Genomic DNA, 15,347 nt, shown 5'->3' on the forward strand with positions numbered 1-15,347 from the left:
ATCAGCATTAATTTTTTTATTCCAATAAGCTATAAAATTAAGGCAATATATAGGCGTCTAATTCACAGGAGAAATCATGCAACGTAAGGGATCTGCAGAATGGCGAGGAGGTTTAAGAGACGGTAGTGGTGTTGTCTCTACAGAAAGTGGTGTGCTCAATAAGACACCGTATTCTTTTAAAACTCGCTTTGAAGAAGGGCAAGGCACAAACCCCGAAGAACTCATTGCAGCAGCTCATGCTGGATGTTTTTCCATGGCTTTTTCTCTCATCTTAGAGGGCGAGGGTGTGAAAGCCGAAAAAATTCAAACTACAGCGACAGTTTCTTTAGAGAAATCTGCGGACGGTTTTTCGATTCCGGCCATTCATTTACAGGTGAATGCCAAGATACCCAACATGAATAATGAAGCATTCCAACGGGCTGCCACGAAAGCCAAAGAAGGCTGCCCCGTTTCAAAATTGATGAAAGCTACCATTACCATGGATGCAAGTCTGGAAGGTTAAAATAACATATCAGATAATACTTAATTGAGTGTTATCTGATAAAAAAAATGCGCAACAGGTATAGGGCAATTCAATAAAATGCTGTATAATTGTACTATGTGGCTTTTTTTGGAGAGAAATACGATGTCCAAATGGCATGAATTTAAAAAGCAAGCCGAAGCTGACAATGACAATGCTCCTGTTAACAATGCAGAAAGAATTCAAAAGCTTTATCTTAATACACAAAAGGGTAGCCCAGTTGATACAGTAGAAGAGCTTGATGCCCAACTTCGTAATCCTGGACCCAAAGACACTTTTCTGGAAACAAAAGCTTATAATCAACCAGAACAAGAAGAAGCAGAGCACGCTAACAAACTGCAGCCCAAATAAATCGATCAGCCCTTCAGAAAATTTATTTCATTACGACAGGATGTTAACAAAGTTATCCACTAAAAATGTGGATAACTTTGAGAGCATGTACCGTTTGAATTTATTAATTCCCCTATTAATTTTCACTCCCTTCTCCCGTTATCCTGAAACACATAGTCTTTCAGGATACCAGACAGGGAGCTACTTTATTTGTGAGTTTACAATAAGTCTTGTGGTATTAATGAAAAATGATACTCTTGTTGTTGGAAAAACTCTGTCCGTTGGGACATTCTGCAATGATGCAGTATGAATATTCACGCAAAAGGAAAGGCGATGTTAAATCCAAGAGATGTCTCCACAATCGACGATGCGAAGCGAATCGTAGAAGAACGTAACCTCACTCACGTTAAGGTTGGAATTTTTGATATTGACGGTGTCATGCTCGGTAAGTACATGAGCAAACGGAAATTCTTTTCTGCATTAGAAAGTGGTTTCGCATTTTGTGATGTCATTTTGGGTTGGGATTCCAAAGACAAACTTTATGACAATGGAAAATACACCGGTTGGCATACAGGTTACCCAGATGCTTCTGTACGCATTTTGCCGCAAAGTTGTCGAGAACTGGTTTTCGAAGATAATCAACTCTTATTTATGGCGGAATTTGCCGGTGCCGCTGAAGCGTTATGTCCCCGCGCTGTTTTGCGTCGAGTAGTGGAAAAAGCGGCCTCAATGGGGTTTGATGCTTATGCAGCTTTAGAATATGAATTTTTCATGTTTGATGAAACCCCCGACAGCGTCCGTGCTAAAGGTTTTCGCAATTTAAAAACCCTGACACCCGATTTTTTTGGTTATTCAATTATTCGTAATACTGTTCATGCTGATTTGTATCATCAAATCCTCAATATGAGTGAGGTTATGGATTTTCCGATTGAAGGTTTACATACAGAAACTGGCCCTGGCGTTATCGAGGCTGCCATTGCTGTTGATCAAATTGAAGCGGCTGGCGATAAGGCAGCTTTATTTAAAACCTTCATGAAAATTTTAGCGCAACGAAACAATATCATGGCAACTTTTATGGCCAAATGGTCACCCAATTATCCAGGACAAAGCGGACATATTCATCTTTCCTTACAACATCGAGACGGACAAGGGTCTGCTTTTTATGATCCGTCAATGCCCAATAATATGAGTAAGATCCAACGTCATTTTCTTGCAGGACAACAAAGGCTAATGCCGGAATTATTGGCCATGGTAGCACCTACAGTAAATAGCTATACGCGTTTGATTCCAGGGTTTTGGGCGCCTACGGATGCTACTTGGGGTGTTGAAAATCGGACTACCGCTTTGCGGGTCATTCCTGGTAATGAGAAATCCCAACGTATTGAGTATCGTTTAGGATCTGCCGACGCAAATCCTTACCTGGCACTGGCCGCAGCCCTCGGTTCAGGCTTATACGGTATAGAACATGAGATGGAACCTGAGTCTCAAATTAAAGGAAACTCCTATACACAACCTCACAATGACGAATTGGCTCTTCCGCATACATTATGGGAAGCTGCCCAACGTCTGAAAAATTCAAACGCTGCTTACTCCTTATTTGGCAATGAATTTGTTGAGCATTTTGCTGCTTCTCGCGAATGGGAAGAACGTGAATTCCGTCGTCATATCACCGATTGGGAATTGGATCGTTATTTTGAAATAATCTAACCTGGGCTTAAAATGCATGACTCATTAAAAACATATTCTCCCATTGATGGTTCAATTTACGTTGAACGCTCTTTTGCCAGTCACACTGATATTCAAGATGCGCTTGCCAGAGCGCAAGCTGCGCAAAAATACTGGCGAAACACGACCATTGCAGAGCGAGAAAACTATTGTACGGCCGCTATTGACGCCTTAATAGCGAATAAAAACGCTATTGCCAATGAGATTTGTTGGCAAATGGGACGACCTATTCGTTATGCTGAAGGAGAACTTTCAGGCTTGGAAGAACGTGCGCGTTATATGATTAGTGCAGCAAGCACAGCGCTAGCACCTATTCAATTATCTGAAAAAGCTGGGTTTATACGCTATATCAAGCGAGAACCAATAGGCGTAACATTGGTGATCGCTCCCTGGAATTATCCTTATCTTACTGCTGTTAATGCTATTATTCCCGCCCTTATGGCAGGGAATGTGGTATTACTTAAACATTCCGCTCAAACGCCTTTAGTCGCTGAACGTTTTGCGCAGGCTTTTATGCAAGCTGAATTACCAGATGGGGTATTTCAATATCTCCATTTAACGCACGCGGATACAGAAAAAGTCATCCGCTTACCACAAATTAACCATGTCGCTTTTACCGGTTCCGTTGCCGGCGGTGAAATGGTTGAGCGAATTGCCGCGGGGCGTTTTATCAATGTTGGACTAGAACTAGGTGGCAAAGATCCAGCTTATGTCAGAGCGGATGCTGACCTTTCCCATGCGGTTGCAACCACTATCGATGGGGCTTTTTTTAACTCGGGGCAATCTTGTTGCGGCATTGAACGCATCTACGTCCATCATGATATTTATGACGCTTTTATCTTAAAAGCCATTGCCCTGGTTAAACAATATAAATTGGGACGTCCCGATAATCCTGAAACAACACTAGGGCCACTTGTACGTGCCTCTGCAGCGGAATTTGTTCGTGAGCAAATAAAAGAAGCGATAGCCCAAGGAGCAATTCCTCACATTGACAGTAAAGATTTTGCAATGGATAAACCAGGTTCAGCGTATATGGCACCGCAAATTTTAACGCAGGTAAATCACCAAATGCGCATTATGACAGAAGAATCTTTTGGACCAGTCGTAGGAATCATGCCTGTGGCCAGTGATGATGAAGCAATTGCCTTAATGAACGATAGTGCCTACGGATTAACTGCGGCTGTTTTTACCAAAGATATTGATGCGGGCATAGCTATTGGTGAACAACTACATACCGGTACATTTTTTATAAATCGCTGCGATTATCTTGACCCAGCCCTGGCTTGGACTGGTGTAAAAAATTCTGGGCGCGGCTGCACGTTATCATCCATCGGTTACGAATTTCTAACCAGACCTAAGTCTTTTCACATAAAAACGATTATTGATTAAGGAAATCCCATGAGTACGTCATTGAAGGCCAATTGGAATTATCCGACCTCTATCAGGGTTGGCGCCGGGCGCGCAAGTGAACTTGCCACAGCCTGTACTACCTTGGGCATGAAATCCCCCCTCTTGGTCACTGATACGGCCTTGGCAACGTTACCGATGATCGATAAAGCATTGCAACAATGCCGAACAGCTGGATTAGGTATTGCGGTATTTTGCCAAATCAAAGCCAACCCCACTGGGGAAAATGTTATGGCAGGCGTATCTGCCTATTTTGCCGGTAATCATGATGGTGTAATTGCTTTTGGTGGCGGTTCTGCTCTAGATGCAGCTAAAGCAATTGCTTTAATGGTGGGACAAAACCGCCCACTCTGGGATTTTGAAGATATTGGTGATAATTGGAGTCGTGTGAATGCTTCAGGTATTGCACCTATTATCGCTTTACCTACTACAGCTGGCACTGGTTCGGAGGTTGGACGTGCCTCGGTCATTACCGATACAACGCAGCAAATCAAAAAAATTATCTTTCATCCTAAAATGCTACCTGCCCTTGTTATATTAGATCCTGAACTGACCGTTGCTTTACCAGCTTCTATTACTGCTGCGACCGGTATGGATGCCCTATCTCACAATCTTGAGGCCTATTGTGCTTTAAACTATCACCCCATGGCAGAAAGTATTGCACTAGAAGGGATAAGGTTAATAAAAGAATATTTACCACGCGCAGTACAAAACGGAAACGATTTAACTGCACGAACACAAATGCTTGTAGCTTCTGCCATGGGAGCAACAGCATTTCAGCGCGGTTTAGGTGCCATGCATGCTCTGGCTCATCCACTGGGTGCTGTCTATGATTCTCACCATGGGCGCTTGAATGCGATTTTGATGCCTTATGTCCTCGAAGCTAATCGCTTGGCAATCGAACATAAAATTTCACGACTTGCAGCGCATCTACAAATTAATCATGGGTTTGATGGCTTTCTTGACTGGGTTTTAAAACTTCGCTATGAATTAGATATTGAGCATTCTTTAACTGAGATTGGGATTGATGATAGTCAAATAACTCGCATTGCAAAAATGGCTACTGAAGATCCATCATCTCAAGGAAATCCTATTATTTTTAATGAATTACAGTATCAAGCCATTTTAAAAGCTGCTATCGATGGTGAGATTAATGCTCAATTAGATGGAACATCAAACTCTTTGCTGCACAGTTAGAAACCTGACCAGGAATTACTATGCACATTGGAATATTACTCTGTGACCATGTGGGAGAAAAATTCATTGCTGAACATGGCCAGTATCCAGACATGGTTGCAAAATTGTTACACCAAGCCGATCCCACGTTGACATTTTCAGTCTATGAGGTAAAACAAGATAAATTTCCAAGTGATATCGATGAAGCAGACGCCTACTTAATTTCCGGCAGTCGTCATGGTGTGAATGATGGATTGCCATGGATTAGCAATTTGGAGCACTTCATATTACGTCTTCACAATGCACAAAAAAAAGTAATTGGGATTTGTTTCGGTCATCAACTCATCGCTAAAGCCTTAGGAGGCAAGGTCGTTGTGGCAGCTAAGGGGTGGGGAATAGGAATGTCAATTAATAAGATAACCCAACAAAAACCTTGGATGTTCCCACAGCAAAATGATCTCAATCTGCTGGTAAGCCACCAGGAACAAGTGGTCGAACTACCCATTGGTGCCGAAGTGCTTGCTCACAGTGAATTTTGTCCTTTTTATATGCTACAAATCAGTAATCATTTATTGACTGTTCAAGGTCATCCAGAGTTTAGTAAGGCTTATTCGCAAGCGCTTATGGAAGATCGTAAAGATATTTTAGGCGAAAAGCTGTCAGAACAAGGGATAGAATCATTGCACTTAAAAGTGGATGATAACTTATTTGCTCAATGGATTGTCAATTTCTTATATAGCAAAAGCAATGAAAACCAGACTTTTTAAGATATTAAAATCACTAACTATCTTTTTTTGTATTGCGGCTGTGACTTTACTTGGAATAAGGATATACGATTCTCAACGTCGTCCTCCCCTCGAAAGATGGCATATCTATGTCCCCAAAGAGCTCCATGCAAAAGAACTTGATAAACTAAATTGGAAACAATATTTAGACGCTGAAAATGCAATTTTTGTGACGATGCAGATTGAGGTCACAGAAAAGTTAAATCGAAAGGAGCAAGTCCCATTTAATCGCTATTTCGCCGGAAGTCCCGTTTATCCTGGCAATCTTTCACACGATTGGAACCGTTCGTACATGATGGAACCGCAGGGGAATCCTAGAGGAGCGGTTGTCTTGTTGCATGGATTAACTGATTCCCCCTATAGTCTTCGTCACATTGCCAGACGCTATGTAGCCAAAGGATACATAGCAATTGCTATACGCTTACCTGCTCATGGCACAGTACCTGCTGCCCTGACGGATATTGAATGGGAAGATTGGTTGGCGGCCACGCGATTAGCTATCAGGGAAGCACGAAAACGCATAGGTCCCTCAAAGCCTTTACATCTGGTGGGATTTTCTAATGGTGGTGCACTAGCAATAAAATATGCACTCGACGCCATTGAAAATAATCAATTAACCCGAGCCGATAAAATTATTTTGATTTCGCCAATGGTTGGCATTACCCGTTTTGCCCGGTTTGCAGGATTTGCAGGTTTACCTGCAATATTACCTCCATTTGCAAAGGCAGCCTGGCTCAGTATACTTCCTGAATTCAATCCTTTTAAATACAACTCTTTCCCGGTTAATGGCGCACGACAATCCTATCGCTTAACGAGAGCCTTGCAACAACAAATCTCACGTCTGGCCAAAGAGAATCGTTTGACAGCACTTCCTCCAGTGCTGACCTTCCAATCTGTGGTTGATTTTACCGTGAGTACACGAGCTATTATTTCTGCCTTTTATGCTTACCTTCCCGCAAATGGTAGCGAATTGGTATTATTTGATATTAATAGAGCAGCCAAATTTGGCCTTTTATTACGCCCTAGCGCTAACACCGCAGTGACACAGCTTCTCGATGCCCCTCCCAGGAAATTTCGCAGCACAGTGATTACAAACGTCAATACTAATAATAATGATGTTGTAGAACGAATTGTTGAAGCCAATACTATTAGCGAAAGCTCTCATCCCTTGGGATTGTCATATCCCAGTGATGTCTATTCTTTATCCCATGTTGCCATACCCTTCCCAATCACTGATGGTTTATATGGTTTGCAACCGGATCCAACAGAAAACTATGGCATTCAATTGGGAGCAACAGCTACCCGTGGAGAACGCAACGTTCTTATTATTAGCCTCGATGCCATACTCCGTATTTCATCCAACCCATTCTTTCCTTATATGATTAAGCGAATCGAAAACAATATTACTTAAGGCTGGGTTAGCTATACTTTATAGTAACTAAACAGGGTAGCCTTTCATGAGAAAATTATTTGCTGGCTTATTCATTGCAAGCATAGGTTTACTGTTAAATATATCAGCCAGCGCAAATACGAATACTACCAATACAGGATTCGATGCTACCGTAAATACAGATATTGGCTCTGGAACAGGTGCAAATTTTCCAGCTCCAATCAAGCTTCCACCCAGAAAAGCTGATATACCCATCCTGAACAAAGATACAGAAAAAAATAACGATATTCACCAAGAAAGAAATGGCATTACAAACTACCAGTTCCTGCAGTAATTCAAACTCGACTTAATGATTATCTGCGGTCATTTTTTCAGGATTAACGACGATAATCATATCATCGTCGTTACTGGGGACACCTCTTCCATCTCTGTTGCTGGTCGTTAGATAGAAGAATTTATTAGGCCCTAACTTAATCTCACGCAATCGTCCCAATTTACCGGCAAAATACTCTTTAAGTTCCCTTGTTTGCAAATTAAAACCATACAGTGTTCGCCCACGTAAGCCACAAAAATATAATTTTCCCTGAAATATCTCAGCACCTGAAGGAGCCCAGGTGGTATTGCCACTTTCCAGTATAGGAGCTTGTGTTCCCTCTTTCTTTTCTTTACCAGTCACCATTGGCCAGCCATAGTTTTTCCCTGGCTTGATTAAATTAATTTCATCATGCTGTGACTGTCCATGTTCGGTCGCCCAAAGATTCCCGTGTTCATCCCAGGCTATCCCTTGAGGATTTCGGTGACCATAGGAATAAATTGCTGAATTGGTAAATGGATTATCTGGGGGAATTGCTCCATTATCGGAAATTCTTAAGATTTTTCCTGCAAGCGAATTTAGATTTTGCGCCTCTTCTGGTATCTGTGCATCGCCTGTTGTGATGTAAAGATAACCATCAGGACCAAAACGAACTCTGCCGCCATCATGTATTGAAGCCCCCGGTATTTTATCAATGATAGTCGTGGCCTTTCCTAATTTATTATTTTCCAATTGAAAACGAACAACTTTATTAAAATAATGACCCTCGGCCTGATAAGTGTAATAAATATACACATAATGATTGAGTTGGAAATTAGGATGTACAGCAATTCCTAACAATCCTCCCTCACCGAAGGCAGCCACATCATTAACCTCTAAAAGCAACTGCGCACTGGGATTTACTTTTTTCAAATCAATTAAACGTATTCTTCCCGGTCTTTCCGTAACCAGCAATTGCTGATCCGGTAAAAAATCGATTGCCCAAGGAATTTCTAATTGCTTGGCCAGTACTGAAACAAGAGGTTTATTGGCAGAGAGCAATGAATTTTCTTTTTTTGAATTTTCTGGAGTTGTCATTGGTAAAGCATCTATTCGCTTACCTAAAAATTCCCACCATCCAAGAATGACAGCAACAATTATTACAATGATTACTGCCAATAAAGTCACTTTAACTTTTTTCATAACTTGAGTTTGCTATAGACGTTTATCCTAGTTAATCACTTATTTTTGTTTTGCGATACTCTCCCTTCTTCTGTTTGCTAAGCATGCTGGTCGGAGTATCTGGAATCGTCTATGGATAAACATATCCCTAAACATCGCTGTTTAAGTTATGGATAGTTATTGTACATATTAATGACATACAGCAAGCCAGCATTCGAATGGGAATCAAAGAATATTCAATATTAATGATAGTTTATAATAATCTGTGAGCTTTATTGAGAATTTCCCCGAAGTTGGAGTGCTTGCAGCAATTGTTTGGCAGCATCCTGTTCAGCTTTGCGTCGATTGGGACCATGCCCCACCGTAGGAGTTTTAATACCACTTACTTTGCAATTAATATAAAATGTTTGCTCATGCTCCTCCCCTTCAACCTTAATTAATGAATATTCAGGAAGAGGTTTCTTGTGGGCTTGCAGGTATTCTTGTAACTGGGTTTTTGCATCTTTTAAATTATCGTGCAATGTTTCATCTTCCAGACGTGAACGATACAGTCGAAGAACCAGCTCTTTGCTAGCCTCAATCCCGCCATCCAGAAAAACCGCGGCAATAACCGCTTCCAGAGCATCAGCCAGAATAGAGGCGCGGCGAAATCCACCACTTTTCAATTCCCCTTGACCAAGGAAAAGATAATCACCTAACTCAATTTCCGCAGCAATCTCAGCAAGCATTTCACCTTTAACTAAAAAGGCACGAAGTCGACTTAATTGCCCTTCAGTTTGCTCAGGAAAAGTTAGAAACAATGCATTGGCAATAACAAAACTTAAGATAGAATCACCTAGAAACTCATAGCGCTCATTATTGACACTACCAGCACTACAATGAGTAAGAGCCTGTTTTAGAAAAGCAGGGTTTTTAAACTCATACCCTAATCGTCTGTATAGACGCTGTAAATCATAAGAAACCAATCTTAACCTCAATTTAATAAATCATTCTATAATGATTAATTTAAATACTTATATTATAGGACCTTCCAGCAATTTGTTTGCCTTGAATTTAGCCCGATCTTGGTTAACGAATTAAACGACCTATTCGTCCCCAGCGGACACTGTCAGTTTTCCCATTCCAGCTCATCCATACCAGAAATGCCTTCCCACGCAAATACTCGTCTGGCGTAAAGCCCCAAAAACGACTATCAGCGCTATCATCCCTGTTATCTCCCATCATAAAATATTGACCTTGAGGAACGACAACATCAAAATCATCGGCATGAACATCTGGACGGATATAGATCTCATGCTCAACACCGTTTAAATTTTCACGATATTTGGCAACGGCATGGCCAGAACTTTCATCGGTGGTGTACTCAATAAAGGTTTGTTTCATTTCCTTGCCATTAATGGTCAGAACCTTGTTGTGATAACTGATTTTATCTCCAGGAACGCCAATAACGCGTTTAATGTAATCATAACTAGGATCAGGTGGCCAACGAAATACTGCCACATCCCCTGTTTTAGGGTTTGCTATTTTTAATATCTTTGTTTCCAAAACAGGAAGTCTTAATCCATAGGCAAACTTATTGACCGCTACAAAATCACCGACATGTAATGTGGGCTCAAGCGAACCAGAAGGAATACGAAATGGCTCTACCAAAAATGAGCGTAGGAGCAAAACAAGAATAAATACAGGGAAAAAAGAACGAGAATACTCAATAATACGACCAGGTTTTTGATCAGCTTTTCTTTTTTTCGCAAAGAAAAGAACATCAAGTAAATAGATTACTCCACTCACTAAAGAAAGAATGACCAATAACAGAGCAAAATTCATAGTTTCACACTTCCCACTAACTTATTATAAAAAATCCAGTTCAATGTCTTATTAATTCCGTTTTGTGGTCCTATTTGCAAATAAAGGAACAATCAGAAATCCTCAAATAGAAGAATCACATTGCCCAGGGCTGTGCAATTCAGTTGTTATTCACCCGGTTACTTACAAGGGAATAACAACAATTGAATTTGAAAAATAGTAATAGATTATTTTTTTCTCTCAGTTTGAAAAACTGCCATGAATGCTTCTTGTGGAATTTCAACATGCCCTACTTGTTTCATGCGTTTTTTACCTGCTTTCTGCTTTTCCAGCAATTTTCGTTTACGTGTAACGTCACCGCCATAGCATTTTGCGGTAACATTCTTGCGTAGAGCTTTTACTGTTTGGCGCGCAATGATGTGGTTTCCTAATGCTGCTTGAATGGCTACATCAAACATCTGGCGTGGTATTAATTCGCGCATTTTATCAACCAAAGCTTTTCCACGACTGAAAGCATCGCTTTTATGGACAATCACTGCAAGTGCATCAACGCGTTCGCTGTTAATTAATACGTCCATTTTTACTAAATCAGCTTCCTCAAACCGCAAAAAGTTATAATCAAGTGAGGCATAGCCACGACTGACAGACTTTAAACGATCAAAAAAATCGGATACTACTTCACTCATCGGTAAATCGTAAGTCACGGAAACCTGGCGACCACTATAAGTCATATTGACTTGTATGCCGCGACGCTCAACACACAGAGTGATGATTTGTCCCAAATAATCCTGAGGCACAAGAATATTTGCACGCACAATAGGTTCAAACATTTGCTTAATTTGCTGTGGAGGCGGCAATTGTGATGGGTTATCAATCATCATGGTGTCTCCTTTAGTCGAGACAACTTGATAGACAACCGTAGGCGCTGTTGAGATTAAATCCAAATTGTATTCGCGCTCAAGCCTCTCCTGGATAATCTCCATGTGGAGCATACCAAGAAAGCCACAACGAAAACCAAAACCTAATGCCTCAGAAGACTCAGGCTCATAAAATAAGGAGGCATCGTTTAAACTTAATTTTGCCAATGCCTCACGAAATGCTTCAAAATCATCCGCACTAATAGGAAAAAGACCTGCATAAACCTGTGGTTTAACTTTTTGGAAACCGGGTAGAGGTGAAGACGCCTGATGTTTTTCAAGAGTCAACGTATCCCCTACTGGAGCGCCCTGAATCTCTTTAATGCCTGCAACTACATACCCCACTTCACCGGCTTGAAGCGTATCAAGTTTTGTTCGTTTGGGTGTAAAAATACCAACCTGATCCACTTCATAAGTTCTGCCAGTAGACATCACTCGCATTTTATCGCCTTTTTTAAGGGAACCATTAGCGATACGAACCAAGGACACAACTCCAAGATAACTATCAAACCAAGAATCAATGATCAGGGCTTGTAAAGGTGCTTCAATGTCGCCTTGAGGTGGAGGAATTCGTGCAACCAAGGCCTCCAGTACATCTTCAACCCCCAAACCGCTTTTGGCACTAACACGAATAGCATTATGCGCTTCAAGGCCAATAATATCTTCAATTTCAGCAATAACCCGTTCGGGTTCAGCTTGCGGTAAATCAATTTTATTTAAGACGGGTAAAATTTCCAAAGATTGATCAATGGCTGTGTAACATACAGCAACTGTCTGTGCCTCTACTCCTTGAGCGGCATCAACCACAAGAATCGCCCCCTCACACGCAGCAAGAGAACGTGATACCTCATAACTGAAATCAACATGACCAGGGGTATCAATAAAATTGAGTAAATAGGTTTTACCATCACGGGCTTTATAATTCAAAGAAACACTTTGAGCCTTAATAGTAATACCACGTTCGCGCTCAATATCCATGGAATCAAGCACTTGATCAGCCATTTCTCGATCAGATAATCCTCCACACAGCTGGATGAACCGATCAGCCAAAGTAGATTTACCATGATCAATATGGGCAATAATAGAAAAATTACGAATTCGCGTTAAATCGCTCAACTGAAAAAACCTAGTAATAAATTGGGCTATTCTAGCTGAATTATTAGCATCCAGAAAGTACTCAGTATGATGGCAGCAGGGAAAAATCTAATTTTGTCCATATAATGAAAAATATGTTCAACTATCTATCACCCGGCAAATTTTGTATAAAGACTGACTTACGGCTATTAACCCAAGATGGAGGTTTTAAAGAAGAATAAGCTCTGAGATTCAATGGCCAAAACAAAGAGACACTTAGAAATGCAATCAGAGATTTCAATCCTTAATCGGCTGTTAATAATTCACATTTATAATAGTTATAAATTAAGTAAAAGGATCAACATGGGACACGTCGTAAAAATAGCCTTATGGGGTATGAAGGGTTCTGGTAAGTCTGCGCTTATGGATCGACTGGTAAACAACACATACCAAGGTAGTTATGAACCCACCATAGGTATTGATTTTGGAGTGCTGCGAGCACCAGACTCTGACAATGAGGACAGCGTAGAAAAGCTCCAATTTTGGGATATTACAGGAGATCCCAAGTATCGTTCAATTGTACCAAGTTATATGAAAAATAATAAGATTTTAATCTATTGTATTGACCTATCTAAAGAGCAGACTCCAGACTTAATTAAGTCTTATCAAGAGGATATTGATCTTTGCAAGCAAGCAAGTATAGATTCTTGCGTGGTTTTAGTCGGCACAAAAAGTGATAGCGTCGAACAAGCTGATGATAAATTAGAAGCAATAAAAGCCCAATTACAGCAGGTGAATGGTGCTATTGTGACTTCTGCAAAAGAAAATACAAATATCGATGTATTGAAAGAGGGATTATTTAAGTTTCCTAATGAAATGTTAGGATTAAATGTTACTTCCGCTCATACTCCTAAGGATGATGAAGATAATAAAGACATTAAAACTATGGGATCATATCCTGATAGTTATACACGGATGTGGATGAAAGACGGAGCAAGTGAACTCTTGCGGGATTATTGTAAAGCAGATACAGTTCATGAGCATCGTTTTTTTTCAACTTTGAAAAGAATTCTTACAGGTCATTGGAATCGCCACCATGTGTCTGCTGTAAGGCAAGCTCTTAAAAATACCAAATCTTATGATCCTACAACGCTTCTTGAAGAGTTAAAGAAGCAATTAATAGAGAAAGGAAACACGTTAGAGAAAGATGGCAGCTTAGCTAAAAGGATCAATTTTATCCAGGAGAAGTCTGGGGTAAACGTTATTACCAGTATTGCTGAGTTAAATGATGAAATCACGAATGCTCAGTCTACAAAAAAACAGATTACTGTTGAGATATAAGGGATAAATAGCCTTTGAAATAAGGGGATAACAATAAGACTCTAATTGCTGTCCTCTTGCTTTTACAGATGTTACGAATCCTTATGTAGCAGCACCCAAATCGTCCACATTTAAAACAAATTGATATTTATATAATCCATCGCAATCTTTCTGTGAATAATCAAGCGCTAAATTGCATTTGCAAATTACAATGAAAATTAGGATCATAAGCTTCAGTTCATAGCTTAGGGCAAACCCTAAAGATATTGAAATTTTTTTCTTACAATGAAATTGTTAATTGATTTTTACCCAATTTAATGACAATTTCGATTTTTTTTTATACTAAACTCAATTTTTCGATGATAAAGGATGGCCAATGCGACGATTAACCACGTTTTGTTTCGCCCTAGTAACATTTTTAATTTGTGGAATTACTCAAGCCGATACAGCATTTACACAACGCAAAGACGTACAGCGTTTTATTAATAATATGGTTCAACAACACGGCTTTAACAAAAAAGAACTGACTCTTATTATGGATAATGTTCAGCTGCAACCGCAGATTATTGAGTCAATGGAGAAGCCTTACGAAAAAAAAACCTGGGATGTTTATAAACAGTTATTTTTAACACCAGAGAGAGTACAAGGAGGACTTGCGTTTTGGTCTGCTAACCGGGAAACCCTCGCCAAAGCTGAAAAAAAATACGGTGTTCCTGCCAATATTATTGTGGCAATTCTTGGCGTTGAAACCATTTATGGTAAAAATCAAGGTAACTATCGCGTTATTGATGCACTGTCTACTTTAGCGTTTAATTACCCTAAACGTTCCGCCTTTTTTACTAAAGAATTAGGTGAATATCTTTTACTTTGTCGTGAACAAAAAATTTCACCGACGCAAAACTTAGGTTCTTACGCAGGTGCAATGGGTAAACCACAATTCATGCCCAGCAGTTATCGCTATTACGCAGCAGACTTTACTGGGAATGCCAAAAAAGATTTAATGAATGACGATCAGGCCGTTATTGCCAGTGTTGCTAATTATTTCCACAAACATGGCTGGAAAACCAATCAAGGAATAGCTCAACCCGCGAAAGTTCAGGGCAATCGTTATAAAAAAATTAATACCAATTACAAAACAGCAGCTTACCATTGGAATCAAATGGCTGCAGCAGGAGTTAAACCATTAACTGCTTCACTGCACACTCCAGCAAAAGTAGGCTTAATCGAGTTAACCACACAAACTGGCGCAGAGTACTGGTTAGCCTATCCAAATTTTTATGTGATTACTCGCTACAACTCTAGCCCACAATATGCAATGGTTGTTTATTTACTATCTCAACAATTAAAAATGCAATGGGCGGCTGCCGCAAATGTTGGCAAAAAATACGCATACGTGTAAGCTGTTTAGCAATAACAATTTTGTTTG

At 40.2% G+C, this 15,347-nt stretch carries 14 protein-coding genes; 10 read left to right on the forward strand and 4 right to left on the reverse strand.

Annotation, left to right across the window (positions count from 1 at the left end; all coding sequences use genetic code 11):
• Positions 1 to 76 precede the first annotated feature (76 nt).
• The 8 genes from PXX05_RS09040 (at position 77) to PXX05_RS09075 (ending at position 7,667) form a co-directional block, all read left to right on the forward strand.
• Positions 77 to 502: an OsmC family protein gene (locus PXX05_RS09040; RefSeq protein ID WP_275087903.1), complete on the forward strand. Its 426-nt coding sequence runs from the start codon at positions 77 to 79 to the stop codon at positions 500 to 502.
• A gap of 123 nt (positions 503 to 625) precedes the next feature.
• Positions 626 to 871 (forward strand): hypothetical protein, encoded by a 246-nt coding sequence (locus PXX05_RS09045; RefSeq protein WP_275087904.1) that lies wholly within the window; start codon positions 626 to 628, stop codon positions 869 to 871.
• A gap of 312 nt (positions 872 to 1,183) precedes the next feature.
• Complete coding sequence (locus PXX05_RS09050) at positions 1,184 to 2,557, forward strand: glutamine synthetase family protein (protein WP_275087905.1); 1,374 nt, start codon at positions 1,184 to 1,186, stop codon at positions 2,555 to 2,557.
• 12 nt (positions 2,558 to 2,569) lie between these two features.
• Positions 2,570 to 3,964 carry an aldehyde dehydrogenase family protein gene (locus PXX05_RS09055; RefSeq protein WP_275087906.1) on the forward strand — a complete coding sequence of 465 codons (1,395 nt, stop codon included), beginning with the start codon at positions 2,570 to 2,572 and terminating at the stop codon, positions 3,962 to 3,964.
• A gap of 9 nt (positions 3,965 to 3,973) precedes the next feature.
• Positions 3,974 to 5,179 (forward strand): iron-containing alcohol dehydrogenase, encoded by a 1,206-nt coding sequence (locus tag PXX05_RS09060; RefSeq protein WP_275087907.1) that lies wholly within the window; start codon positions 3,974 to 3,976, stop codon positions 5,177 to 5,179.
• Positions 5,180 to 5,199: 20 nt separating this feature from the next.
• Positions 5,200 to 5,925 carry a glutamine amidotransferase-related protein gene (locus PXX05_RS09065; protein ID WP_275087908.1) on the forward strand — a complete coding sequence of 242 codons (726 nt, stop codon included), beginning with the start codon at positions 5,200 to 5,202 and terminating at the stop codon, positions 5,923 to 5,925.
• A complete protein-coding gene (locus tag PXX05_RS09070; protein WP_275087909.1) occupies positions 5,906 to 7,354 on the forward strand; it encodes an alpha/beta hydrolase in 1,449 nt (482 codons plus the stop codon). The genes PXX05_RS09065 and PXX05_RS09070 overlap by 20 nt, the downstream gene beginning before the upstream one ends.
• Positions 7,355 to 7,400: 46 nt before the next feature.
• Complete coding sequence (locus PXX05_RS09075) at positions 7,401 to 7,667, forward strand: hypothetical protein (protein ID WP_275087910.1); 267 nt, start codon at positions 7,401 to 7,403, stop codon at positions 7,665 to 7,667.
• Between the two features lie 12 nt (positions 7,668 to 7,679).
• Here the strand turns inward: PXX05_RS09075 and PXX05_RS09080 are convergent, their stop codons facing one another.
• The 4 genes from PXX05_RS09080 to lepA all read right to left on the reverse strand — a co-directional run bounded on the left by PXX05_RS09080 (position 7,680) and on the right by lepA (position 12,643).
• Positions 7,680 to 8,828 (reverse strand): PQQ-dependent sugar dehydrogenase, encoded by a 1,149-nt coding sequence (locus tag PXX05_RS09080; protein ID WP_275087911.1) that lies wholly within the window; start codon positions 8,826 to 8,828, stop codon positions 7,680 to 7,682.
• Positions 8,829 to 9,079: 251 nt separating this feature from the next.
• A complete protein-coding gene (rnc, locus tag PXX05_RS09085; RefSeq protein ID WP_275087912.1) occupies positions 9,080 to 9,784 on the reverse strand; it encodes a ribonuclease III in 705 nt (234 codons plus the stop codon).
• Between the two features lie 91 nt (positions 9,785 to 9,875).
• On the reverse strand, positions 9,876 to 10,631 hold the full coding sequence (gene lepB, locus PXX05_RS09090) for a signal peptidase I (RefSeq protein WP_275087913.1): 756 nt from the start codon (positions 10,629 to 10,631) through the stop codon (positions 9,876 to 9,878).
• 206 nt (positions 10,632 to 10,837) lie between these two features.
• A complete protein-coding gene (gene lepA, locus PXX05_RS09095; RefSeq protein WP_275087914.1) occupies positions 10,838 to 12,643 on the reverse strand; it encodes a translation elongation factor 4 in 1,806 nt (601 codons plus the stop codon).
• A gap of 321 nt (positions 12,644 to 12,964) precedes the next feature.
• On the opposite strand from lepA, the gene PXX05_RS09100 reads away from it, so the two are divergent.
• Both PXX05_RS09100 and mltB read left to right on the forward strand, forming a co-directional pair.
• Positions 12,965 to 13,942: a DUF5617 domain-containing protein gene (locus PXX05_RS09100; RefSeq protein ID WP_275087915.1), complete on the forward strand. Its 978-nt coding sequence runs from the start codon at positions 12,965 to 12,967 to the stop codon at positions 13,940 to 13,942.
• 355 nt (positions 13,943 to 14,297) lie between these two features.
• Positions 14,298 to 15,320: a lytic murein transglycosylase B gene (mltB, locus tag PXX05_RS09105; protein ID WP_275087916.1), complete on the forward strand. Its 1,023-nt coding sequence runs from the start codon at positions 14,298 to 14,300 to the stop codon at positions 15,318 to 15,320.
• Positions 15,321 to 15,347: the final 27 nt, after the last annotated feature.

It is taken from the genome of Legionella cardiaca, from assembly GCF_029026145.1.
In the GTDB taxonomy this organism is placed as follows: Bacteria; Pseudomonadota; Gammaproteobacteria; order Legionellales; family Legionellaceae; genus Tatlockia; species Tatlockia cardiaca.